Source organism: Candidatus Frankia alpina (assembly GCF_902806485.1).
Lineage (GTDB): Bacteria > Actinomycetota > Actinomycetes > Frankiales > Frankiaceae > Frankia > Frankia alpina.
This window is the reverse complement of the sequence record NZ_CADCWT010000006.1, coordinates 42804-65668: the sequence shown is the minus strand read 5'-3', so window position 1 is coordinate 65668 and position 22865 is coordinate 42804. Positions and strand designations below refer to the sequence as shown.

Genomic DNA, 22865 nt, shown 5'->3' with positions numbered 1-22865 from the left:
AGTGAGCTTCGCGCGGCCCTGGTATCAAGCACGGATAGACAAGCACGGATAGACTAGGACAAAACCAGTAATCAGGAAGGGAACGCCATGAGCAGGGTGTGGTTCGTGACCGGAGCGTCCAGGGGCTTCGGCCGCGTGTTCGTGGAGTCCGCGGTGCAGGCCGGCGACCAGGTGGTCACCACCGCCCGCAAGGTCGACGCGGTGGCCGACCTGGCGGACGCCCACGGCGACGCCGTGCTGCCGCTCGCGCTGGACGTCACGGACCGGGCCGCCGTCGACGCGGCGGTCAAGGCGGCGGTCGCCCGCTTCGGGCGGCTCGACGTCGTCGTGAACAACGCGGGCTACGGCCACTTCGGCGCGGTCGAGGAGCTCACCGAGAGCGACATCCGTGACCAGCTGGAGACGAACTTCTTCGGCGCCCTGTGGGTGACCCAGGCGGTGCTGCCGCAGCTGCGGTCGCAGGGCAGCGGGCACATCATCCAGATCTCCACGATCGGCGGGATCGCCGCCTTCCCGTCCCTCGGCGCCTACCACGCGTCGAAGTGGGCGCTGGAGGGTCTCAGCGAGTCCCTCGCCCAGGAGGTCGCCGCCTTCGGGATCAAGGTCACCCTCGTCGAGCCGGGCGGCTTCAGCACCGACTGGGCCGGATCCTCGGCGGTGCACTCGGCCCCGTCGCCGGCCTACGACAACCTGCGCAAGGCGATGGCCGAGCGGCGCGCGGGCGGCGGGATGGCGATCGGTGACCCGGCGGCGACCGGAGCGGCCCTGCTGAAGATCGTCAATGCCGAGAACCCGCCGCTGCGGGTGCTGTTCGGCACCCCGCCCACCCAGATCGTCAAGGCGGTCTACGAGCAGCGGCTGGCCACCTGGGCGCAGTGGGAGCAGGTCTCGATCGAGACCCAGGGCAGCTAGCTCGATCGTTCGCCGGTTGCGGCGCTTCGGACCGGTGGCGGCGCGCCGCCACCGCCGACCGTCAGCCGGCGGTGGCGAACAGGCGCTCGCGGTGCTGGCGGGGCGTGCCGCGGACCAGCTCGTCGACCTTGATCCGGCGCAGGAACAGGTGCAGGTCGTGCTCCCAGGTGAAGCCCATGCCGCCGTGGAGCTGCAGTGCCGTGCTGGCCGCGCGGCTGCTCCCCTCCCCGGCCACGGAGCCGGCGACCGCGACAGCCGTGCCGGGCGCAGACCAGGTCACCGCCGTCGAGCGCGCGGGCGGCGTCGTGGCCGCAGAGCCGAGACGCCTCGATGTCGACGGCCATGGTCGCCGCCTGGTGCTTCACCGCCTGGAATGATCCGACCGGCCGGCCGAACTGCTCACGTTCCTTGACGTACCCGACCGTCATGTCCAGCAGGCGGCCGGCGGCGCCGACCGCGTCCAGGGTGTGGATGATCGCCAGGGCCTGGTCCAGAGTCTCGGCGACGTCCGCGCCGACCCGGGTCCAGTCACCCGCCGGGATGGTGACGCCGTGCAGGTAGACGGCGGCGATGTCCCGGCTGAGGTCGAGGGTGGTGCGGGCGGCGCTCGCGGCGGGGACCAGCGCGAGGGCGCGGTCGTCCCCGATCGCGGCGCTGACCAGCAGCCAGGCCGCGCCGAGGCCACCGACGACGATGGCGGCGCGGCCGGCGAGGGCGAGCGTGCCGTCGGCTGCGGGCACACCGGCGATCGCGGCGTCGTCCGGCTCGGCCGCGGCCGGGACCACGAGCGCCGAACCGTCGGCCACCGCGTCGGACACGGCCGCCCCGATGCCGATCTGGTCGAGCAGCCGGGCGACCAGCGCGGCCTGTCCGAGCGGCAGCGGTGAGCCGGCGCGGCCGAGTTCCTCCACGACGACCGCGAGGTCGGCGAAGGTTCCCCCCTCCGCTGGCCGCAGCAGCGAGGTGAGTCCGAGTTCGGCGGCGGCGCGCACGTCGTCCGCCGAGTAGAGCGCTGCGAGCGCCGCGCCGTCGGCCCGGGCCGCGGCCAAATCGGTGCGCTGCGCGAGCCAGTCGCGGGCGGCCTCGGCCAGGCTGACCTGTTCGTCGCTGAGAAGCATGTCGGGCGGATCCTTCCGCGACCGGTGTGGTCGGCTAGCGGGTCGGCGGGCTGGTGGGTCGGCAGGCTGGCGAGCTAGCGGGGCAGGCCGAGGGCGCGTTCGGCGATGAGGTTGCGCATGATCTCCGAGCTGCCGCCGGCGATCGTGTACGCGCGGGCGTAGAGGTAGGCGTCCTGCCAGCGGCCGCCGTCGACGGCGTCGGTGTCGCCCTCGGTGAGGATGCCGCGCGCGCCGAGCAGGTCCACGGCGAACTCGTTCAACCGCAGGTTGAGCTCGCTGAACCACAGCTTCCCCGCTGGGGCGTCGATCACCCGTTCCCGGCCGGGCCCGCCAGCGGGCGAACGAGGACTGCCCGAGCAGCGCGCAGGCGCGGATCTCGGCCCGCAACGCGCCGAAGCGCTGGCGGACGTCGGCCTGCTCCAGCGCCGACCGACCGTCGATCTCGATCTTCTGCGCGAGCGCGTACAGGTCCTCCCAGGCAAGCTGGAGGTCGACGACCGCGGCGCTGACGCCGTTGCGCTCCTCGGCCAGCGACGCGTTCGCGACGATCCAGCCCTGGCCGGGCGTGCCGATCACCGCGGTGGCCGGGATGCGCACCCCGTCGAAGAACACCTCGTTGAAGTCGGAGGTGCCGGTGAGTTCGCGCAGCGGCCGGACGTCGATGCCCGGGGTGTCCATGTCGATCGCGAACGCGGTGATGCCCTTGTGCTTGGGCACGTCCGGGTCGGTGCGTGCGAGCAGGTACCCGCGGTCGGCCCAGTGGCCGTTGGTGGTCCACACCTTCTGGCCGGTCACGACATAGCCGTCGCCGTCGGCCACCGCCCGGGTCCTCATCCCACCCAGGTCGCTGCCCGCGTCGGGCTCGCTGAACAGCTGGCACCACAGGTCGTCGCAGGACCGGATCGCGGGCAGCAGCCGGTCCTGCTGCCCGCCGCTGCCGAAGCGGATCAGGGCGCTGGCCGCCAGGGCGTTGCCGCCGAAGTGCATCGGGGCGCGGGCCCGCGCGACCTCCTCGGCGACGACGACGTCACGGCGCGGGTCGTGCTCGGCCTCGCCACCGAACTCCACCGGCCAGTCGGCGCCGTAGTAGCCCGCCTCGAACAGCGCGGCGATCCAGCGCCGCAGCTCGGCGAGCTCCTCGGCGTTCTCCGGGCTGCGCACCCCCGCCCTGGCTGCCCGACCCGGCGCGTGGCCGACGACGAACGCCCGCACCTGCGCCCGGAACTCCCCTAACTCGGTCCACGCTCATGACTCCTGCTCCAACCCGACGACGACACGTTGTCCGCGGCGCTCCGGCCATGTGATCCGGAGCCGGCTGTCACACGCCCAGCGAACGACCGATGATCTCCTTCATGATCTCCGTCGTGCCACCGTAGATGGTCTGAATGCGGGCATCCGTGAACGCCCGCCCGACGGGGTACTCCGCCATGTAGCCGTAGCCGCCGTGCAGTTGCAGGCAGCGGTCGACGACCTTCTGCTGCAGCTCGGTGGCCCACCACTTCGCCTTGGAGGCGTCGACGGTGGTCAGCTTCTCCTCGAACGACGCCGTCAGGCAGCGGTCGATGTACACCTGGGCGATGTCGATCTCGGTGGCGAACTCGGCCAGCAGGAAGCGGTTGTGCTGGAAGCTGCCGATCGGCTGACCGAAGGCGGTGCGGGTCCTGGTGTACTCCAGCGTGGAGTCGAACACCGCCCTCGCCCCGGCGACCGCCGAGATCGCGATCGACAGCCGCTCCTCGGGCAGGTTCTCCATCAGGTGGATGAACCCGCCGCCCAGGTTGCCCAGCACGTTACGGGCCGGCACCCGAACGCCGTCGAAGAACAGCTCGGCGGTGTCCTGCGCATGCAGGCCGATCTTGTCGAGGTTGCGGCCGCGGGAGAAGCCGGGCATGTCCCGCTCCACGACGAGCAGGGAGATGCCACGGCTGCCGGCGGCCGGGTCGGTCCGCGCCACGACGATGACGTAGTCGGAGTGGATCCCGTTGGTGATGAACGTCTTGGCGCCCGAGACGAGCCAGTCGTCACCGTCGCGCACCGCGGAGGTCCGGATGCCCTGCAGGTCGCTGCCGGCACCGGGCTCGGTCATCCCGATCGCCCAGATCGCCTCCCCGGAGGCGAATCCGGGCAGCCAGCGCGCCTTCTGCTCGTCGTCGGGCAGCCGGCTCAGGTAGGAGCCGACGACGTCGTTGTGCAGTAGGAAACCCGGACCGGTGGCGAACGCGGCCGCGAGCTCCTCGGCGACGACGGCGTTGAACCGGAAGTCACGAACCCCGCCGCCACCGAACTCCTCGGCGATGTTGAACCCGATGACCCCGTGCTTGGCCGCCTTGGCGAACACCGTCCGGTCGACGATCCCCTCGGCCTCCCACCCGGCGTGATACGGGGTGATCTCGCGGGCGATGAACTCCCGGACGACCTCCCGGAACTGCCGGTGCTCGTCCTCGAAAATCTCGCGTTCCACGGGCGTCTCTTTCCTCGGCGGGGGCGGGTTACAGGGTTGGGGCGGCCTGCGGCGGGGCGGCGAACAACGCCACCAGGTCGGGCAGCTGACCTTCTGGGACACCCCGCGGGGCAGTTCCGGCACGGTCAGCGCCCGCGCCGGCACCTCGTAGGGCAGCATCCGCGTTCGGCACCAGTCGCGCAGCTCCTGCTCGCTGAGCGGCCCGGCGCCGGGCGCCGCCTCCACCACGGCGACGGGTACCTGGCCGAGGCGCTCGTCGGGCAGGCCGAACACCGCCGCCTCGGCGACCGCCGGATGCTTCTCCAACACCTCCTTCACCGCGATTGGAGTGATCTTGAATCCACCCCGGATGATCACATCGTCGGCGCGACCCTCGATGTAGAGGAAGCCGTCCTCGTCGATGCGGGCGAGGTCGCTGGTCCGGGTCCAGCCGTCCGCGCGCGCCCGTGCCCCGGCCTGGTCGGTCCTGATCTCCAGCAGTCCGCCGGCACCCGTCGGCTGTACCTCGCCGTCCTCGGCCACGACGCGCAGTCCCACCCCCGGGAAGGCGCGCCCGACGCTGCCCCGCTTCTTCGCCCACCACTGCCGATGGTCCGGCAGCGACCAGCCGGCCACCGCGCCGGAGAACTCGGTCGCGCCGTACACGCCGAGCACGTGGATGCCGTAGCGCTCCAGCACCTCGTCGACCAGCTCGGGCGACACCGGGGCGGTCCCGCAGGTCAGCGCGCGCAGGCTCGCGAGGTCCTCGGCGGGCACGTTCCCACTCATCAGGGTGCGCAGCGCCGCCGGCGGCAGCGCGCCGAGGCGAGGCCGGTGCTCGCGGATGACGTCGAGCCAGCGGTCCAGGGTCCAGCGCTCCAGCAGCACGATGCGTCGCGCGTCACCGAGAGCCTGCAGCGCCCCCCACATCCCGCCGATGTGCACCAGCGGGACGGCGACGATGGCCACGCCGCCCTCGAAGTAGGACCGATCGCCGCCGCCGGGCTTCATGTGTCCCCGGGCGGACCCGACCGAAGCCTCGAGCTGGCGGTAGGTCAGCGGGATGCGCTTGGGCGGCCCGGTGGTACCCGAAGTGGTGAGTTCGACGGCGATGCCCGGCGCGTCGCGGGCGGTGACCGCGGCATCGGCGCGGCCAGCGCGCAGCGACGCGATCCCCTCGGGCGAGGTGCGGATGAGGCTGATACCGAGCCGCTCGACCGGCTCCGCGAGCCCCGAGGACGCCCAGGCCCGCTCCGGCACGATGAGCACCGGCGGGGTGGCCCGCTCCAGGTCGCCGGCGAGCCGCTCAGCCGGCTGCAGCGGGTTGAAGACCGTCAGGCAGCGCTCGGTGCCGAGGATCGCGAGAATCGCCGCGATCGACTCAGTCCAGTTTCCGAGCAGGACGCCGACGCGCGCACCGCGGCCGAGGCCGAGGCCGTCGAGGCCGCGAGGATCTCGTCGGCGAGCGCGCGCAGGGTCCCCCAGGGCACCCAGGCACCGTCGACCTGGAGGGCGGGGGCGGAGTCGGGCGCCTCCCACAGCGCGCGCAGCCGGCCCGGCAGGTCAGCGGGCCCGGTCATCGGGCGTGACCCCGCGCGACGACGGCCGACCCGCGAGGGGCACGCAGGAGGCCGGGTTTTCCGACGGCCTCGATCACAGGGTCCCGCATCATCGCTCCTTGCCGCCGGACGGATCCGGAGAACCGCCGAGAAGGCCCGTTCGCCCAAGCTACCACTAGATAAATTAATTAGGTTTAAGGAATTGCATGAAGTCGATCGGCCAACCCCGGAGCCGTCTCAGCGCCGGGCGGCCGCGACCAGCCGGGACGCGGCCTGCTCGCGCAGCCGGTCCGGCGCCGCGATCAACGCCTCGCTGGACTTCGCCCGACGCAGGTAGTGATGCACGGGGTGCTCCCAGGTGAAGCCGATCCCGCCGTGCACCTGCAGGCTGCCCTGCGCGGCACCGACCGCGGCCTCGAGCGCCTCGGCGGCGGCCAGGGCCACCGCCGCGTCGAGGGCCTGCGCGGCGACGGCGACGAGGGCGCGGGCCGCCTCGGTACCGACGAACATGTCTGCGCAGCGATGCGAGATCGCCTGGTAGGTGCCGATCGGCCGGCCGAACTGGTGACGGATGCCCGCGTAGTCCACGGCCAGTTCGGTGCACCGCGCCGAGACGCCGACGGCCTCGGCCGCCAGCAGCGTCAGCGCCACCCAGCGGGTGGCGGCGAGCACCGCGGCGAACTCGGCCGGACCGGCGAGCAGGGTCGCGGGCGTGTCCAAGGTGACCCGGGCGAGCGGGCGGGTCGCATCGAGAACGTCGAGCGGTTCGACCCGGACCGCGACCCCAGCGGCGCCGCCATCACCACCGCCCGAGCCCGCGCCGGCCGAGGGGGCACGTCGACAGCGAACAACGCGGGGCCGGTGTCGGTCGTGGCGGCGACGAGCAGTGCCCGCGCGGCCGTGGCGTCCGCGACGACGGGGGCCGTCCCGGTCAGCTGCCAGCCCCCGGCCGCCTGCTCGGCGCGCACCGTCGCCAGTGGCGTCCAACCGTCGACGGTGCGTCCGACCGCGATGGCCGCCGGCGTCTGGCCCGAGGCGACCGCCGGCAGCAGCGCGGCCGCGGCGGCCGCACCCGGTGCGATCCCGTCCACGACGGCGAGCAGCGCGGCCTGCGCGATCGCGCAGGACAGCAGCGGCACCGGCGCCACCCGGCGGCCCAGTTCCTCCTGGGCGACGGCCAGCAGCGCCAGCCTCGCCCCCTCCCCGCCCCCTCCCCGCCATGCTCCGCCGGGGCGGCGAGCCCCACCACGCCCATGGCCGCAAGCTCCGACCACAGCTGTCGATCCCAGCCGCCCGGCGCGGCCGCGATCCCCCTGACCTGTTCGATGTCGCAGCGTTCGCGCAGCAGCCGCGCCAGCGCGTCGCGCAGTTCGCCCTCCGCCTCGGCGGTATCCACGTTCACCTCACTCCTCGTCGTCCTGCGGCCCCGGCCCGGCGCCCGGCGGCACCACGGCGCCTCACCCGCGTCCAGTCCCCGGCACCGGTGGCGGGGCGGGCAGCCCCAGCACCCGCTCGGCGATCGTGTTGCGCTGGATCTCGGCCGTGCCGGCACCGATCGTCGCCGACCGGCTCATCAGGTAGCCGTAGGTCCACCGGCCGCCTTCGGGCGCGGTCGGCTCGCGGTTGCCGAGCACCGCATCCGGCCCGATCACCCGCAGCGCCACCTCGTGCAGGCGCTGGTCGAACTCCGCGCGCATCAGCCGGTTGACCGAGGACGCGGGCCCGGGATCGCGTCCGGCGAGCACCGTCTCCAGGGCCCGGCGGCTGTTCGAGGCGAGGATGCGCACCCCCGCCTCCATCCGCGCGAGGTCCTGGCGCACCACCGGGTCGTCCCCGGCCGGCGACGTGGCGGCGAGCGCGATCAGCTCGGTCACCACCCGGCGGTAGCGGAACTCATCCGACAGGAACGCCGTGGCCCGCTCGTGGCCGAGGCTCGTGCGCACGATCGACCAGCCCTCGTTCTCCTGGCCGACGAGGTTCTCGACCGGCACGCGCACTTCGTCGAGGAACACCTCGGCGAAGTGCGTGCCACCGCTGATGTCACGCAGCGGCCGCACCGTCAACCCCGGCGAGGTCATCGACAGCAGCAGGTAGCTGATCCCCTTCGGGCCCGGTTCACCGGTGCGCACCAGCGCGAACATCCAGTCGGCGAGGTGCGCCTGGCTGGTCCACAGCTTCTGGCCGGTGACGACGTAGTGGTCGCCGTCGCGCACGGCTCTCGTCGACAGCGCCGTCAGCTCGCTGCCGGCGCCGGGCTCCGAGAAGCCCTGGCACCAGAACTCGTCCGCGCGCAGCAGCGGGCGCAGGAAACGGTCCTTCTGCGCCGGCGTGCCGTGGCGGATCAGAGTGGGGGCCACGATGAACGACAGGCCGCACGGGTGCCTGGAGGCACGTGCCTTCGTCATCTCCCGGTGGTAGGCGATCTGGTCGGGCAGCGAGAGATCCATGCCGCCGACCTCCTTCGGCCACCCTGGCGCCGCGAGCCCCGCGTCGGTCAGGTCGGCATGGAAGGCGCGGGCCCAGGTGAGCCGCGCGGTACCACCACGGGACGCCGCGCCCGCGTGCGCGGCCAGGAACTCCCGCAGCGGGCCGAGGAATTCGCCCTGCCGGGGCCGGTCGACGGTCTCCACGGCTGCCACCACGCCTCCTCCTCGCCTGCAGACCGCGTCCATGGGAGGGCCCCGTCCTCGGCGACGGACGCCGCCGCGTGAACATCGCTGCAAGGTTACATGGTTTACTAAGTTCGCGAGGAAGGCGAGAACTGGAGCGACGGCGCTCACCGGCCGATCGGCGGCCGCGGCGCCGCCGGGACGCCGGGCTCCCGACCCGGAGGTGGCGACACATGCAGTGGGGACTTCCCTGGCCGGGCCCGCAGGTCGCGGAGCTGGCCGAACAGGCTGGGGCAACCGCCTTCTGCGCCGGCGAGTTCGCCGACACGAACTCCTACCTGACGACCGGCGAGATGGTCGCCGCCACCCGCCGGGCCCTGGTCGGGCCCGGCATCGCCTACGCGTTCGCCCGCTCGCCGTTCGTGCACGCCTCGGCGCTGCGGCACCTGTCCGCGCGCGCCCCCGGGCGGATCTTCCTCGGCCTCGGGTCCGGCACCTACCGGATGAACACCGACTGGTTCGCGTCCGCGGCCAGCGAGCCGGTGCGGCGGATGGAGGACCTCGTCGGGGCGATCCGCGCCTACCTGACCGCGGAGAACGGGCCGCCCGTGGTGCACGAGGGCGAGTTCTACCCGATCCACGCCGACATCCGCGCCCCCGTCCTCGGCCGGCTCGACGTGCCGATCCTGCTCGGCTCGTTCAACCGGCGGATGGTGACCGCCGCCGGGCGGACCGCCGACGGCATCCTCGGCCACGGCATCTTCACCGACCGGTGGTGGACGGAGACGGTCCGCCCGAACCTGCACGAGGGCGCCACCGCGGCCGGGCGGGACCCGGAGTCGCTGCGCCGCTGGGGCTGGCTCATCACCGCCGTCGACGAGGAGGACCCGCAGCGGGGACGGCGCGACGCCCGGCTCCAGATCGCCTTCTACCTCACGGTGAAGACCTACGACACCCTCGTCGAGCTGCACGGCTGGGGCGAGGAGGTGGCCGCGATCCGCACCGCGTTCCGCTCCGGGGACATCCCGGGGATGGCCGCGGCCGTCAGCGACGAGATGCTCGACGCGATCGCCCTGTGCGGCGACCTCCGGGAGGCCGAGCAACGCCTGGCGGCCCGCAAGGCCCTGCCCGACCTCGCATTCCTGTCCAGTCCGGCATTCATGGTCAGCGACCGGCGCCGCGCCCGCTACGCCGAGTCGACGGTGCGCCTCATGAGCGCCGTCGCCGCTGCCTGACGCCTGGACGACGCCTCGACGACGCCCGGACGGCTGCGGCAGCCCCGCCCGCCGGCGTGCCGTCCGGCCGCCGGGCTCACCAGCCGAGGAGGTCCTCGGGGAGGTCGCGGATGTAGCGGACCCGCGCGTCGCCGTGCTCGCGGGACAGTGCCGCCCCGGTGTCGGCGTCACCGTCGCGGACCGCCTCGGCTATCTGCCGCCACTGCTCGCAGGCCAGCGCGATGCTGTCCGGGTCCAGCAGGAGGGGCTGCGTGGTCGGGTAGCGCGACAACGAACCGAGCACATCCTCGAACAGCTGCAGGGTGGGGCTGCGCGCGAGCTCGGCGAGCAGGATCCCCCACTGCACCCGGGCCCGGGCGTGGTCGCGCTGGCTGCCGCCGGCGGTCTGCTCGACGAAGGTCAGCAGCCGGCGGCGCTCGGCCTCGTCCGGGTTGAGCGCCGCCAGTCGGGCGCACTGCGTGGTGATGAGGGTGTAGGTGGCGCTGATGTCGGCGAGGGAGGCCCGCCGGGTCCGCAGGAACACCGACGCCATGTGAGCGACACCAGCCGCGTCCGGGCGCTGCCCATACAACCCGCCGTGATGACCGCGGCGGACGGTGAGGATCCCTTCGGCCTGCAGCAGCCGCACCGCCTGGCGCAGCGACGGCCGGCTCACCCCGAACCGGGCCAGCAGCTCGTCCTCCTGCCCCAGGTAGAGGTCGCCGTCCTGGCGGCCGAGGATCTCCTCGCGCAGCACGTGGGCGACCGCCGACGCGGTGCTCACCGCGGCCACCCGCTCCATGCGCCCCCACTCAAGCGTGATGTGCGCGAGATACTACTTTCAGATACCCACGCGTGGCCCGCTCGCGCTCACCCGCCGACGGCGTCGGCCGCGACCCGGAACACCGGCAGCTTCCAGCCGTCGGCGATCTCGACGAAGTCGACGACGAACGGCGTCCCGATCTGGACCGCGCTCGGATCGGCGTCGACGACGTTGCTCACCAGCCGTGCGCCCGGCGCGTCGGGCAGGTCCACGACGACGGCGGCCAGGGTCAGCTCCGGCTGGCCGGGCACGCCGGCGACGATGCTGAAGCTGAACACCGTCGCCCGCCCGGACAGGGTCACCCAGTCGACGTTCTGGGACTGGCAGTTCGGGCAGAACGGCCGGAAGGTCCCGCAGTCCGCGCGCTTCGGCGCGACCAGCCGATTCTCCTTCGCCGCCTGCCAGAACGGCTCGGTCGCCGAGTCGGTGGTGATCTGGATGCCGGCGGGCGGCAGGGTCGTCGTCAGGGTGGTCATGGCATCCGTCCCAGGATCAGGCCGCTGACCGGCAGGGCGGCCGGCCCGCCGGTGACGAGCGCGAGCTTCGCGTCCGGCACCTGGTTGACGGCGGTGCCGCGGATCTGCTCGACGCCCTCCACGATGTGCGTCATGCCGATGATGTAAGCCTCCGAGAGCTGGCCGCCGTGCGTGTTGGCCGGGATCGAGCCGCCCTTGTACCGGTTGGCTCCGGACTCGACGAACGGGCCGCCCTCACCCTTCTTACAGAAGCCGTAGTCCTCGAGCTGCATGAGGACCATGGGGGTGAAGTGGTCGTAGATCAGCGCCACGTCGAGGTCGTCGGGGGCGATCCCGGCCTTGGCGTAGAGCCGCCGGGCGATCGGGGCGTGCCCGGAGGAGGCGAAGTACTCGTCGGGCATCCCGTACCAGGCGAACGCCCGGCCCCACTCCCGCACCCCGCCGTGCGCCGCAGGTCCTTGGCGCGCTGCGCGCTGGTCGTGAGGACCGCGACGGCGCCCTCGGTCTCCAGACAGAAGTCGAACAGGCACAGCGGATCGGCGATCATCCGCGCGTTGAAGTAGTCGTCCAGGGTCAGCGGAGTCCGCATGATCGCCTTGGGTCGGGTGAGTGCGTTCTCCCGGCTGGACAGGGCGATCTCGGCGAACGCCTCCCGGCGGGTGCCGTAGTTGTACATGTGCCGCCGCGCCAGCACCGACATCAGATGCCCCGGGCCGACCAGCCCCGACGGCTGCAGGAACGAGTTCTCCGGGCTCGGCGCGACCGAGCCGAAGATCGTGCCGAGCCGCTGCTTGACCTGCTGCAGCGCCATCACGGTGACGACGACGGTGGCATCCCCGGCGAGGATCGCCGCGCGGGCCAGGCCGATCGACCCCGCCGATCCGCCGCCGCCCGAGGTGAGAGCGGCGGAGAAGGTCACCTCGGGGATGCCGAGGGTCTCCATGAACCTGGCGGTGTCCATCGACTGCCCGTAGCCGGCGCCAGCCCCCGAGTAGTAGGCGAAGCCGTCGATGTCCTTGACCGACAGGCCGGCGTCCTCGCACGCGGCGATGATGGCCTTGCCCGCGAGCTCGGTGATGGTCTGCGGCGCGGAGCCGCCGCGCCGGTAGTACGGCGTGGCGCCGACGCCGACGATCGCCGTGTCGAACGGGCCCGATGCGCTCACGCCGCCGCTGCCACGTTCGGCGCACCGACGCCCGGGAACAGCTCGAGAAACGTGTCGACGGTGATCCGCTTGCGGACGTCGTCCGCCACGCCGTCGAACAGGCCGTGCAGCGTCTCCTGGGTGTGGCCGAACGTGCCCTCCATGTGCGGGTAGTCGCTGCCCCACATGACGTTGCGGTAGCCCATACCGGTCAGCGCGGCGACGGCGGAGGCGTCGTGCTGGAAGGAGGCATACACCTGCGAGTAGAGGATCTCCTTGGGGCTGCGGCTGAGCTTGGGCCGCACCGCCATGTGGTGCTGGCGGTAGCCCTCGGTCATCCGGTCGGCGAGGAAGGGCACCCAGGTCGCGCCGCCCTCGGCGACGAGGACCCTGAGGTTCGGATGGCGGTCGAGCGCCCCGGAGGCGACGAGCTTCATCGCGGCCCGCTGGCCGGAGAACGTCGTCTCGGTGTAGTTCAGCACCGCGCCGCCGGGGCCGCGGTAGACGACGCCGACCTGCGCGAAGCCGATGTCGATCGGGTCGGTGCCGACGTGGAAGGCGAGCACCATGTTCGCCGCCTCCGCCGCCGCCCAGAACGGCTCCCAGGAGTCACGGTTCCAGTCGTCGGCCAGCGGATGCGGGGTGGTCGGCAGGAACACCGCGCGGTAGCCGAGCTCGGCGGTGCGCTCCAGCTCGGCGACCGCGTCGTCGACCTGCAGCGTGGAGACCTGCGCGGTCGGGACCAGGCGCGGCGAGACCTTCATGATCGCCTCGATCGCCCAGTCGTTGCTGACCCGCAACGCCTCGCGAAGGACCTCCGGGGTACGGAACGACGAGCTCCACAGGCCCAGCGACGGGAACACCAGCTCGCCCCAGACGCCTTCGGTGTCGAGGTCGGCCAGGCGCAGGGTCGCGTCCCGGGCTCCCGGGGCCCGGCTGCTCTCGTCGAGGAACTCCTGGGCCGCCACGTTCGGAAGCTTGCAGCGGAACGACTGGCCGTCGACGTACACGGTCTCGTACGTGCCGTCCGGGTCCTTCACCGCCCTCGGGACGAGTTCGGCCAGGCGGGGCGGCAGGTTCGCCTGCCACAGGTCGTCGGGCTCCAGGAAGTGCGAGTCACCGGAGTTCGCCCAGATCTTTGCCATGTCGTCCTGCCTCCGCATGGGTCGCGCCGTGAAGTCGGGTGCCTGCCGCTCGGATCCCGTGCTGTCGCCGGAACTCCGTGGTGACATCAAGGGCAACCCGGATGACGTAGTTATCTTAGATACCTGAGAGAACTGTTCGCAACCACCAGCCCGACCGATCGCAGTAGGCTCCGACCCTGCACTCATAGTGAACTAGGTATACTTTGCTTCGATGTGGCGGTCGCCGTGCTCGCGCGGACCAGAGGAGCACCGGTGAACCTGGAGAACGCTGGTCCTGCCCACCTGGTCGAACCAACCACGGCCGTCGAACCAACCACGGCCGTCGGAGCACCGTCGGCCACCAGCCCGGCGCGGTCCCTCACGCCGGTCCGGCCGCTGCCCGAGATCGCACCGCTCTCGCTCGCCGAGCTGCTGCACCTGGGCGCGGCGGACCATCCGGATATCCGGCTGGTCTTCCGCGGTCCGGCCGGCACGTTCACCACGGACCTGGCCACGCTGTACGAGCGGGCCGCCCGGGTGGCGGGCGGCCTCGCCGCCCGCGGGATCGGCCCGGCAGACGTCGTCGCGCTGCAGCTGACCAGCCGGGTCGAGAGCGCGGTCGCGCACGCGGCGGTGCTGTTGTGCGGGGCGGTGCTGCTGCCGATCGTCCCCATCTACGGGATCCGCGAGGTCGCCTTCATCCTGCGGCAGTCGGGGGCCAGCGCGATCATCCTGCCGACGCGGCGGGCGGCGGAGATCGCCGAGCTGCGCGGGACGCCCGACGCGCTGCCGGCCCTGCGCCACGTCGTCACCATCGCCGACAGCACCACCTCCCCTGCCGGCACCGTGCCGTGGCGCGAGTTCGAACTGGCCCCGCCGCTGGCGCCGTGCGCCCGGCCGCTCGACGAGGTCGCCGTGCTCGTCTACACCTCGGGGACGACCGCCGCGCCCAAGGGCGTCACCCACACCCACCGCTCGGTCGCCGCCGAGGTCGCCTCGCTGCGCAGCCTGCGAGCGGGCCAACCCGACTTCGGCTACCTCGACCTGTTCCCGCCCGGTCACATAGCCGGGCTGAGTGTGCTGCTGCGGACCCTCCTCGACGGGCTGCCGACCGTCTTCCTCGAACGATTCGACGCGGCGGAGGCGATCGGGCTCGTCCACGCCCACGGCGTGACCGCGTCCGCGGGGGTGCCGTTTCACCTGACCGCGCTGCTGGACGCGGCGCAGCGGGACGTTCGCGGCCTCGGCCCGCTGCGCGACTTCCTCGTCGGCGGGGCCAGCGTGTCCCCCGCCCTCGTCGAGCGGGCCGAGCGCGCCGGTGTCAGCGCCTACCGTGCCTACGGTTCCAGCGAGCATCCGACGATCAGCTCGGGCGGCGCGACCGACCCGCTCGGCAGGCGGGCCGCCACGGACGGGCGGGTGATGCCGGGCAGCGAGGTCCGCGTCCTCGACCCCGCCGGTCACGACCTCGGCCTCGGTGAGGAGGGCGAGATCGTCACCCGGGGCCCGGAGCTGTTCGCCGGCTACCGCGATCCGGCACCCGACGCGACCGCGTTCACCGCCGACGGCTGGCTGCGCACCGGCGACATCGGCCGGGTCGACGCCGACGGCTACCTCACCATCACCGATCGCATCAAGGACATCATCGTCCGCAACGGGGAGAACGTCTCCTCGAAGGAGGTCGAGGACCTGCTCATGACGCATCCGGCCGTGGCGGAGGCGGCCGCCGTCGCCGAACCGGACGACCGTACCGGCGAGCGGGTCTGCGTCTTCGTCCTGCCGCGTCCGTGGTCGGTCCTCGGCCTCGACCACGTGCGGGCGCACTTCGCCGCCGCCGGCGCCGCGAAGCAGAAGACCCCGGAACGACTCGTGATCGTCACCGACCTCCCGCGGACCGCGGCGGGCAAGGTCCGCAAGCACGAGCTGCGCGCGGACCTGCACGCCGGCGGAGCCCACCACCGCACCGGGACCGGCGAACGCGCGGGCGACTGATGCACAGCGCCGAGCGGCAGCCCGCGCCGCAGAGGTCAGCCGGCCACACCGGCCACACCGGCCACACCGGCCACACCGACCAGGGTGAGGGCGAACCGGCCGTACGTGTAGACGATCTCGTCCTCGCTCAGGTCGCCGTCCTCGCGGTACCAGGCGGCGACCCCCATTCCGAGGTCGAGCAGGGCATACGAGGCGAGCTTGACCGAGGCCACGTGGAACCGGGAGGCCGCGACCCCCTCCTCGACGATGCCCCGGAAGAGCCGCTCGTAGCTGCTGCGCCGGTCGACGACCGCCGCCCGGTTGGCCTCGTTGAGGCTGCGGATCTCCCGATTGCCGACGAAGGCCTCCAGCCGACGGCGGGTGTGGAAACGAACGTGGGCCTCCACCGCGCGGCGCAGCCGGTCCGCGACGTCGTCGACGCCGGCGACGGCGAGGGCGTGGACGTCGTGCAGGTCGTCCATCACCTCGAGCATGATCGCGGCCAGCAGGTCCTGCTTGGAACTCACGTGCTTGTACAGGCTCGGCCCCCGGATGCCGACCGCCGCGCCGATCTCCGTCGTCGTCGTGGCCTCGTAGCCGCGCTCGGCGAACAACGTCAGCGCGGCAGCACGGATTGCCCGTCCCCGCGGGGTGAGCTGCGGCCGCGCCAGCAATGCCCTGTCCGATCCGCTCATGCATCCCGCCCACGACAACCGCTGCGACTAGGGATCTGTAGCCACGGGCCGGCGGATCGCCCCCGCGTTTTGACCATGCTAGCAGGCATAAATTTCCCTCAATCCTGGCGGACCACCACCTACCTCCGCTATCAAGGCTACTGAGCATTAGCCTTTCCAGTCGACCCGTCCAGCCGGGGGCCGGCGCTCGCACCGAGGCGGGAGACCGTGATGGCCATCGATTTTTCGCAGCCGCCGGAGGTCGTCGACCTCGTGGAACGTACGGCTGCCTTCGTCCGCGACGTCGTGATCCCGCAGGAGGAGCGGTACGCCGGGGTGGTCTCAGCCGGCGGAGAGGCGCTGCGCGCGGCTGCAAGGGGCGGCCCGCGACGCCGGGCTGTTCGCCCCGCACGTCTCCCAGGAGTACGGCGGCCTCGGGCTCGGCATGACGGCGCGGGCACCCGTGTTCGAGGCCGCCGGCTACTCCTTGTTCGGGCCGCTGGCGCTGAACTGCTCCGCGCCCGACGAGGGCAACATGCACATGCTCGAGATCATCGCCACCGATGAGCAGAAGGAGCAGTACCTGCGCCCCCTCGCGAGCGGCGAGGTCCGGTCGTACTTCGCGATGACGGAGCCGGCGCCCGGGGCCGGCTCGGATCCGGCGGCGCTGTCGACGACCGCCGTCCAGGTCGACGACGGCTGGCGCATCGACGGCCACAAGTGGTTCTCCACCGGCGCGGACGGCGCGGCCTACGCGATCTGCTTCGCCCGGACCTCCGGCAAGGTCGGCACCGTCGGCGGCGCGACCATGTTCCTCGTCGACGCCGACAACCCCGGCGTGAAGGTCGTCCGCCACATCGACACCCTAGACCAGGCCATGATCGGCGGCCACTGCGAGGTGATCTTCGATAACTGCGTGGTGCCGGACTCGGCGATCCTCGGCGAGCTCGACCAGGGCTTCGCCTACGCGCAGGTACGCCTCGACCCGGCCCGGATGACGCACTGCATGCGCTGGCTCGGCATCGCGCGCCGCGCCCAGGACATCGCGATCGACCGGACCGCCGAGCGCCGGCTGTTCGGCTCGAAGCTCGTCGAGCTCGGCATGGTGCAGCAGATGATCGCCGACTCGGAGATCGACATCGCCGCCTCCCGCAGCCTCATCCTGCAGGCCTGCTGGGAGCTCGATCAGGGCCTGCGCGCGGCCCAGTCCACCGCGATGACCAAGACGTTCGTCGCCGAGGCGGTCTGGCGGGTCGTCGACCTGGCCATCCAGGTCTGCGGCGCCGCCGGCGTCTCCGGCGAGCTGCTGCTGGGCCGCTACCTCAACGAGGTCCGTGCCTTCCGGATCTACGACGGGCCGTCGGAGACCCATCGTTGGGCGCTCGCCCGGCGCGCGGTCAAGCAGCGGCTGAAGGCGACCGGCGCCCTCGAGTCGGCATCATGACCGCGCTCGATCCCCCGCACGGCACCGAGGAGGGGCTGGTCTCCCCGTTGGGCCTGGACCTCGCGGCGCTGTCCGCCCACCTCGACGCCACCGTCGCCGGCCGGTCCGGACCGCTGCGCGCCACTCTGCTCAGCGGCGGCCGGTCGACTGACCTACCACGTGTGGGACGACGTCGCACACTGGGCGCTGCGCCGGCCGCCGCTGGGCAACCTGACGCCGTCGGCGCACGACATGCGGCGCGAGTACCGGGTGGTGGCCGCGCTGCACGACACCGCGATCCCGGTGGCCGAGGCGGTCGTCTACTGCGACGACCCCGCCGTGCTCGGGGTGCCGTTCGCGATGGTCTCCCTGGTCGACGGGGTGGTCCTGCGCAGCCGGGCGGACCTCGCCCCCTACTCCGACGCCGACGTGCGTCGCTGCGCCGAGAACCTGCTGCGCACCCTCGCCCAGCTGCACGCCGTGGACCACCGCACCGTCGGGCTGGAGCAGTTCGGCCCGCCCGAGGGCTACCTGCGCCGCCAGGTCGACCGCTGGCGGGGGCAGTGGGAGCGGGTGCGGACGCGGCCGCTGCCGGACCTCGACGCGCTGCACTCCCGGCTGGACACCGCGGTGCCGGTGGAGAGCGACGCATCGATCGTGCACGGCGACGCCCGCATCGACAACTTCGTGGTGGACCCGGACGATATCGGCGTCGTGCGGGCCCTGCTGGACTGGGAGATGGCGACGCTCGGCGACCCGCTGGCCGATCTGGGCCTCACCGTCGTCTACCGCGACCCGGACTTCGATCCGGTGCTCGGCGGCTCGGCGGCCGCGGCGAGCGACCGGATGCCCGGCGGGGACGAGATGATCGAAATCTACGCGCGCGAGTCCGGCCGGGACATCGTGAACATGGACTTCTACCTGGCGCTCGGCTACTTCAAGCTGGTGGTGATCGCCGAGGGCATCCACGCCCGGCACCTCGCCGGCAACACCGTCGGCGAGGGTTTCGACCTCGTCGGCCAGGCCGTGCCGGCGCTCGCCGCGGGCGGGCTGCGCGCACTCGCCGGCTGAACCGCCCCCCGGCACCCTCACCCGGGGCTGGCGCCCTCGCCCGGAGCTGGCTCAGCCGGGCAGCTCCAGGCCGAGATGCTCGCGCAGGGTCGTGCCGGTGTACTCGGCGCGGAAGACGCCGCGCTCCTGCAGCAGCGGCACGACCTGGTCGGCGAACTCGTCCAGGCCGCCCGGGACGATGTGCGGGACGAGGATGAAGCCGTCGCCGGCGTCCTGTTGGACGAACCGGTTGATGGTCTCGGCGACCGTGGCGGCCGAGCCGATGAAGGACTGCCGCCCGGTGACCTCGATGACCACCTCGCGCAGCGAGAGCTTCTTCGCCTCACTCAGCTCACGCCAGCGACGCACGGTGTCCAGCCGGTCGTCGAACATCCGCACGCTGGCCCGCCCCTTGGAGATCGTGTTCTCTCCCGGCAGCGGGTCGACCTCGGGGACCGGCCCGTCCGGGTCATAGGCCGACAGGTCCCGGTTCCACAGCTGCTCGGCGAACAGGATCGCCGTCGCCCCGCTGACCTGCTGGTGGCGGATCACCTCGGCCCGCTCGCGCGCCTCGGCGTCGGTGTCGCCGAGGACGAACGTCGCCGCCGGCAGGACCACCAGCTGGTCGGGCCGACGGCCGAACTTCGCGAGCCGGCCCTTGATGTCGGCGTAGAAGGCCTGGCCGTCCTCGAACGTGCTGTGCCGGCTGAAGATCGCATCCGCCGAGGAGACGGCGAACTCCCGGCCGGCGTCGGAGTCGCCGGCCGGGAGTTCGCCGTCCGGCCCTGCGGGCTGCGCGGCACGTTGAACTGACCGCTGATGTCGAAGAAGTCGTCGTGATGCGCGAACGCCCCCGGCCGCGGCTCGCGCAGGAACTGCCCGGTGTCCTTGTCGGCGACGATCTCGTCGCCGCGCCAGGAGTCGAACAGCTCCCAGACCGTGCGCAGGAAGCGCCGGGCCCGCTCGTAGCGATCCTGCTCCGCGAGGTAGCCACCACGGCGGAAGTTCTCCCCGGTGAAGGCGTCCCAGGACGTGACGACGTTCCAGGCGGCCCGCCCCGCGGAGAGGTGGTCGAGGCTGGCGAACTGCCGGGCGACTTCGTAGGGCTCGTTGAACGTGGAGTTGATGGTGCCGGCGAGCCCCAGCCGTTCGGTGACCGCGGCGATCGCGGCCAGCACGGTGAACGTGTCTGGCCGGCCGACGACGTCCAGGTCGTGGATGCGGCCGTTCTGCTCGCGCAGGCGCAGCCCCTCGGCGAGGAAGAAGAAGTCGAACTTGGCCCGCTCGGCCGCGCGGGCGAGGTGGACGAACGAGCTGAACTCGATCTGGCTGCCCGCGGCCGGGTCGCTCCACACCGTCGTGTTGTTCACCCCGGGGAAGTGCGCCGCCAGATGGATCTGCTTGGTCGGCCTGCTCATGGAGATCCTCCGCTGTTGTGTGCAGGGGTGCCGGCGGCGGGCTAGACGGCGGCCGTGGAGTTCGCTGTGGCGTAGCGGTTGGCGGGTCGGGCCAGGCCGAGCAGGCCCCGCAGCGTGGCCGCCTCGTAGGCGGTGCGAAACGCCCCACGGGACTGGAGTTCACCGACGAGCCCCCGGGTGATGCCCTCGAGATCGTGCGGGATGGCCGCGGGACGCAGCCGGAAGCCCGACAGCCCGACCGACTGCCAGTCGAGCAGGAGATCGGCGAGTTCCCCGGGGGTCCCGGCGACGATGTGCGCGTCGCTGGCCTGGGGGCCGCCGGCCCGCTCGTCGAGCCGGGCACGGTTGTCAGCGGCCTGGGCCGCCGAGTCGGCGAGGTGGACGACCAGATCGGCGAACACGTGCACGGTCTCGTCGCCGCGACCGGCCGCGTCCTGCTCGGCCCGGATCTCCCCGACGATCCGGCGAGCGTCGTCGGCGTCGCGGGGCGTCACGTAGACGACGTCGGCCTGGCGCGCCCCGAGTCGATAGGGCACCGTGCCGTGACCGAGGACCGTGACCAGCGGCTGGCCCTGGGGCGGGCGGGGCACGATCGAGGGCCCGCGCACGCTGAACCAGCGTCCCTCGAAGTCGATGTAGTGCAGCTTGTCCCGGTCGAGGAACCGACCGGTGGCGACATCGCGGATCTCGGCGTCGTCCTCCCAGCTGTCCCAGAGCCTGCGGACGACCTCGACGTAGTCGGCCGCCTCGTCGAACAGTTCGGTGATCAGCGCGACGACCTCGGGCCGGTCCAGATCCGCGACCGTAATCCCGGGAATCTGCCGCCGGCCGAACAGGGCCGCCTCGGTCCCACCGCTGCCGGCCCTGACCCGCAGCCCGCCCCGCCCCGCCCCGCGCTGACATAGTCCAGCGTCGCGATGGCCTTGGAGATGTGGAAGGGCTCGGTGTGCCCGGCGATGATCGACGGGACGAGACCGATGTGTGTGGTGAGCGGGGCGACACGAGCGGCGATGAGCACGGCGTCGAGCCGGCCGCGCACTCGGTCGGTCCGGTCGTCCGGACCGTCGAACCGGTCCGACTGCAGGCCGAGGGAGTCCTCGATCGTGACGAAGTCGAGCAGGCCGCGCTCGGCCTCCTGGACCAGATCGGTCCAGTACCGGGCGTCGAGCAGTTCCGCGGTCCGCGCGCGGCTCCCGCCAGGCTGCCGGATGCCAGCCTGCCCCGTCCAGCGCGAGGGCGAGGTCCAGCGGCGGGCGGGGGGTCATCGGGCGCAATCCTGCACGGAGGCGCAACGGGCACTCCTCAGATGATGGGAACCGACTGACGAACGGCGGGCGCAGGGCGAGACCTGGCCTGACCTTGTGCTACCGGGACAGGACCTGGATTACAGGCGAGGGACTGGGTGGCAGGCAGACGCACTCGACGGCCGTGAGCTGCGATCGGCGGCGGGTCCGGTGGCGGACCCTGGTGGGCGGCCCCGGCGATCGAGAGACGGCCGGCCGCCGGGGTTAACGGATCCCGGCCCACCGGGGAATGCCGGGGTTACCTCCGCATCAACGACAGCGACTGGATTCGGCGCGTCCGAAATCGATGCAGCGGCGGCACGTCAACAGCAGCGAGGTGCGCACGCTATTTACTCTGAGTAGGTCGACTTTCCTCGGTCAAGAGCAGATGCTGTGATGTACAGCACAGAGTGTTCTACAATGATAATTCGCAGGCGTTCCGCTTCCGCCGCGACGGCCGACCCAGGATCACCATCCCCGCGAACGCCGCGAAGCGCGGTACGGTGTCGCCCGCGCGGCCGGCGGACGAGGAGTGGGCATCGTGAGTACGGTCGATTTGTCAGGATTAGCCGACATCCTCAGCATCTCCCCGGGTCTCCGCGGGTACCTGGCCCGACCGGCCACCAGGGACCCGGTCCCGACCGCGGTCGGCGCACCGCCAGTGAAGGGACTCCCGCGGCCCGGCGTGATCGTCCTGCACGAGGCGTGGGGCCTGGACGAGACCGTGCGCGCGATCGCCGACCGCCTCGCCGACCTCGGGTACCTCGCCCTGGCCCCGGACCTGTTCAGCGCGGGCGGCGCCCACCGCTGCCTGGTGGCGACGGTGCGAGCGGTGACCTCTGGACGCGGCCGGGCGTTCGACGACATCGAGGCCGCGCGGCGGTGGCTGACCACCTTACCGGCGTGCAACGGAAAGGTGGGCGGCATGCCCCGGTGGTGGCCAGCTACGGCGGCCAGGACCGCGTCCTGCGCGGCACCGCCGGCCGGCTTTCCGCGGCGTTGGACCGGGCCGGCATCCCGCACGACGTCAAGGAGTATCCGACGGCCGGGCATGCGTTCCTCGGCGCACGACCCGACGGCAGCCCGAGCGGCCCGCGAGTCCTGCGCCCGGCGCTGCACGCCGCCGGGATCGGCCCCGAACCGGTCGCCGCCGCCGATGCCTGGGTCCGGATCGAACGATTCCTCGCGGAGTATCTCGGCCACTAACCCTGCGGCGCGGTCGCACGTCGACTCCTCACCGGTCGCGCGTCGGCTCCTCACTGGTCGACGAGCCAGCTCCTCGCCGGTCGGCCGGGCCGCATGACCGGCGGGTTTGTTCAGCTCCACAATGAAGATGTGACATGGGTCACTTAACCCTGCGGTGGCGGAGCCGTGTTCGCCGTGTTTCGGTTTGTACATGCCGACTCTGCCGCCGCTGGTGCACAGACGGCACATCGACCTGATGCTCGTCTCCACCGCCGCCTGTCCCGCTCGCCGCTCGGCCGCTTTCTGCATGACGCTGCGCGCGGATGCGGTCGTCCGTCCGGGCGGGGGCAGGTTGCGGTGCGTTTTGCACGGTCTGAGCCCCGGGATCGGGCAAAACGCACCGCAACGCGCTTCCCGCGCATCGCGACCGGCCGTTACCGGT

At 72.4% G+C, this 22865-nt stretch carries 17 protein-coding genes and 7 pseudogenes; 7 read left to right on the top strand and 17 right to left on the bottom strand.

All coding sequences use genetic code 11. The annotated features are described in order from the left end of the window. The first annotated feature begins 87 nt into the window (after positions 1 to 87). Complete coding sequence (locus tag G6R25_RS01990; RefSeq protein ID WP_163551421.1) at positions 88 to 912, top strand: SDR family oxidoreductase; 825 nt, start codon at positions 88 to 90, stop codon at positions 910 to 912. Here the strand turns inward: G6R25_RS01990 and G6R25_RS31185 are convergent. The 9 genes and pseudogenes from G6R25_RS31185 to G6R25_RS01960 form a co-directional block, all read right to left on the bottom strand. Then, positions 909 to 1340, bottom strand: a complete 432-nt coding sequence (locus G6R25_RS31185) for an acyl-CoA dehydrogenase family protein (RefSeq protein WP_473246870.1) — start codon at positions 1338 to 1340, stop codon at positions 909 to 911. The genes G6R25_RS01990 and G6R25_RS31185 overlap by 4 nt on opposite strands. 474 nt (positions 1341 to 1814) lie before the next feature. Then, positions 1815 to 1961, bottom strand: a pseudogene (locus G6R25_RS31180) (acyl-CoA dehydrogenase family protein); the annotation flags it as partial. Between the two features lie 143 nt (positions 1962 to 2104). Beyond that, positions 2105 to 2341, bottom strand: a complete 237-nt coding sequence (locus G6R25_RS31175) for an acyl-CoA dehydrogenase family protein (RefSeq protein WP_235947139.1) — start codon at positions 2339 to 2341, stop codon at positions 2105 to 2107. A gap of 91 nt (positions 2342 to 2432) precedes the next feature. Further along, a pseudogene (locus G6R25_RS30035) lies at positions 2433 to 3242 on the bottom strand (acyl-CoA dehydrogenase family protein); the annotation flags it as partial. A gap of 106 nt (positions 3243 to 3348) precedes the next feature. Beyond that, positions 3349 to 4491 carry an acyl-CoA dehydrogenase family protein gene (locus G6R25_RS01975; RefSeq protein ID WP_163551420.1) on the bottom strand — a complete coding sequence of 381 codons (1143 nt, stop codon included), beginning with the start codon at positions 4489 to 4491 and terminating at the stop codon, positions 3349 to 3351. 150 nt (positions 4492 to 4641) lie between these two features. Next, a pseudogene (locus tag G6R25_RS01970) lies at positions 4642 to 6009 on the bottom strand (class I adenylate-forming enzyme family protein); the annotation flags it as partial. A 257-nt stretch (positions 6010 to 6266) separates the two neighbouring features. Then, positions 6267 to 6749, bottom strand: a complete 483-nt coding sequence (locus G6R25_RS25935; protein ID WP_235947125.1) for an acyl-CoA dehydrogenase family protein — start codon at positions 6747 to 6749, stop codon at positions 6267 to 6269. 211 nt (positions 6750 to 6960) lie between these two features. Then, complete coding sequence (locus G6R25_RS29380; protein ID WP_336500342.1) at positions 6961 to 7425, bottom strand: acyl-CoA dehydrogenase family protein; 465 nt, start codon at positions 7423 to 7425, stop codon at positions 6961 to 6963. Positions 7426 to 7486: 61 nt separating this feature from the next. Further along, positions 7487 to 8671 (bottom strand): acyl-CoA dehydrogenase family protein, encoded by a 1185-nt coding sequence (locus G6R25_RS01960; protein ID WP_235947121.1) that lies wholly within the window; start codon positions 8669 to 8671, stop codon positions 7487 to 7489. 200 nt (positions 8672 to 8871) lie between these two features. Here G6R25_RS01960 and G6R25_RS01955 point away from each other — a divergent pair, with 200 nt between their 5' ends. Continuing rightward, on the top strand, positions 8872 to 9873 hold the full coding sequence (locus G6R25_RS01955; protein ID WP_163551419.1) for an LLM class flavin-dependent oxidoreductase: 1002 nt from the start codon (positions 8872 to 8874) through the stop codon (positions 9871 to 9873). A gap of 76 nt (positions 9874 to 9949) precedes the next feature. Here G6R25_RS01955 and G6R25_RS01950 read toward each other — a convergent pair whose 3' ends face one another. The 5 genes from G6R25_RS01950 to G6R25_RS01935 form a co-directional block, all read right to left on the bottom strand. Next, on the bottom strand, positions 9950 to 10636 hold the full coding sequence (locus tag G6R25_RS01950; protein WP_235947119.1) for a FadR/GntR family transcriptional regulator: 687 nt from the start codon (positions 10634 to 10636) through the stop codon (positions 9950 to 9952). An 86-nt stretch (positions 10637 to 10722) separates the two neighbouring features. After that, positions 10723 to 11151: a Zn-ribbon domain-containing OB-fold protein gene (locus tag G6R25_RS01945; RefSeq protein WP_163551417.1), complete on the bottom strand. Its 429-nt coding sequence runs from the start codon at positions 11149 to 11151 to the stop codon at positions 10723 to 10725. Further along, a complete protein-coding gene (locus G6R25_RS31170; protein WP_235947117.1) occupies positions 11148 to 11462 on the bottom strand; it encodes a thiolase C-terminal domain-containing protein in 315 nt (104 codons plus the stop codon). Before G6R25_RS31170 ends, G6R25_RS01945 begins: the two co-directional genes overlap by 4 nt. Next, positions 11453 to 12316 carry a thiolase family protein gene (locus G6R25_RS01940; protein ID WP_235947115.1) on the bottom strand — a complete coding sequence of 288 codons (864 nt, stop codon included), beginning with the start codon at positions 12314 to 12316 and terminating at the stop codon, positions 11453 to 11455. Before G6R25_RS01940 ends, G6R25_RS31170 begins: the two co-directional genes overlap by 10 nt. Further along, positions 12313 to 13440, bottom strand: coding sequence for an amidohydrolase family protein (locus G6R25_RS01935; protein WP_163551424.1), 1128 nt, complete (start codon positions 13438 to 13440; stop codon positions 12313 to 12315). Before G6R25_RS01935 ends, G6R25_RS01940 begins: the two co-directional genes overlap by 4 nt. A 252-nt stretch (positions 13441 to 13692) precedes the next feature. Between G6R25_RS01935 and G6R25_RS01930 the strand changes: the two genes are divergently transcribed. Then, the gene (locus G6R25_RS01930; RefSeq protein ID WP_163551416.1) at positions 13693 to 15411 is read left to right on the top strand and encodes a class I adenylate-forming enzyme family protein; all 1719 of its coding nucleotides are present in this window, start codon (positions 13693 to 13695) and stop codon (positions 15409 to 15411) included. 35 nt (positions 15412 to 15446) lie between these two features. Here G6R25_RS01930 and G6R25_RS01925 read toward each other — a convergent pair whose 3' ends face one another. Beyond that, positions 15447 to 16085, bottom strand: a complete 639-nt coding sequence (locus G6R25_RS01925; RefSeq protein WP_163551415.1) for a TetR/AcrR family transcriptional regulator — start codon at positions 16083 to 16085, stop codon at positions 15447 to 15449. Between the two features lie 210 nt (positions 16086 to 16295). Between G6R25_RS01925 and G6R25_RS01920 the strand changes: the two are divergent. Both G6R25_RS01920 and G6R25_RS01915 read left to right on the top strand, forming a co-directional pair. Further along, positions 16296 to 17508 (top strand): annotated as a pseudogene (locus G6R25_RS01920) (acyl-CoA dehydrogenase family protein). A 159-nt stretch (positions 17509 to 17667) separates the two neighbouring features. Next, complete coding sequence (locus G6R25_RS01915) at positions 17668 to 18558, top strand: phosphotransferase family protein (RefSeq protein WP_235947114.1); 891 nt, start codon at positions 17668 to 17670, stop codon at positions 18556 to 18558. 51 nt (positions 18559 to 18609) lie between these two features. On the opposite strand, the pseudogene G6R25_RS01910 reads toward G6R25_RS01915, so the two are convergent. After that, positions 18610 to 19955, bottom strand: a pseudogene (locus G6R25_RS01910) (NtaA/DmoA family FMN-dependent monooxygenase). 41 nt (positions 19956 to 19996) lie between these two features. Further along, a pseudogene (locus G6R25_RS01905) lies at positions 19997 to 21220 on the bottom strand (LLM class flavin-dependent oxidoreductase). 550 nt (positions 21221 to 21770) lie between these two features. Here G6R25_RS01905 and G6R25_RS31165 point away from each other — a divergent pair. Continuing rightward, positions 21771 to 22100: pseudogene (locus G6R25_RS31165) on the top strand (dienelactone hydrolase family protein); the annotation flags it as partial. A gap of 20 nt (positions 22101 to 22120) precedes the next feature. Next, entirely contained in the window at positions 22121 to 22444 is a 324-nt protein-coding gene (locus tag G6R25_RS31160) for a dienelactone hydrolase family protein (protein WP_268903832.1), read from the top strand. Positions 22445 to 22865: the final 421 nt, after the last annotated feature.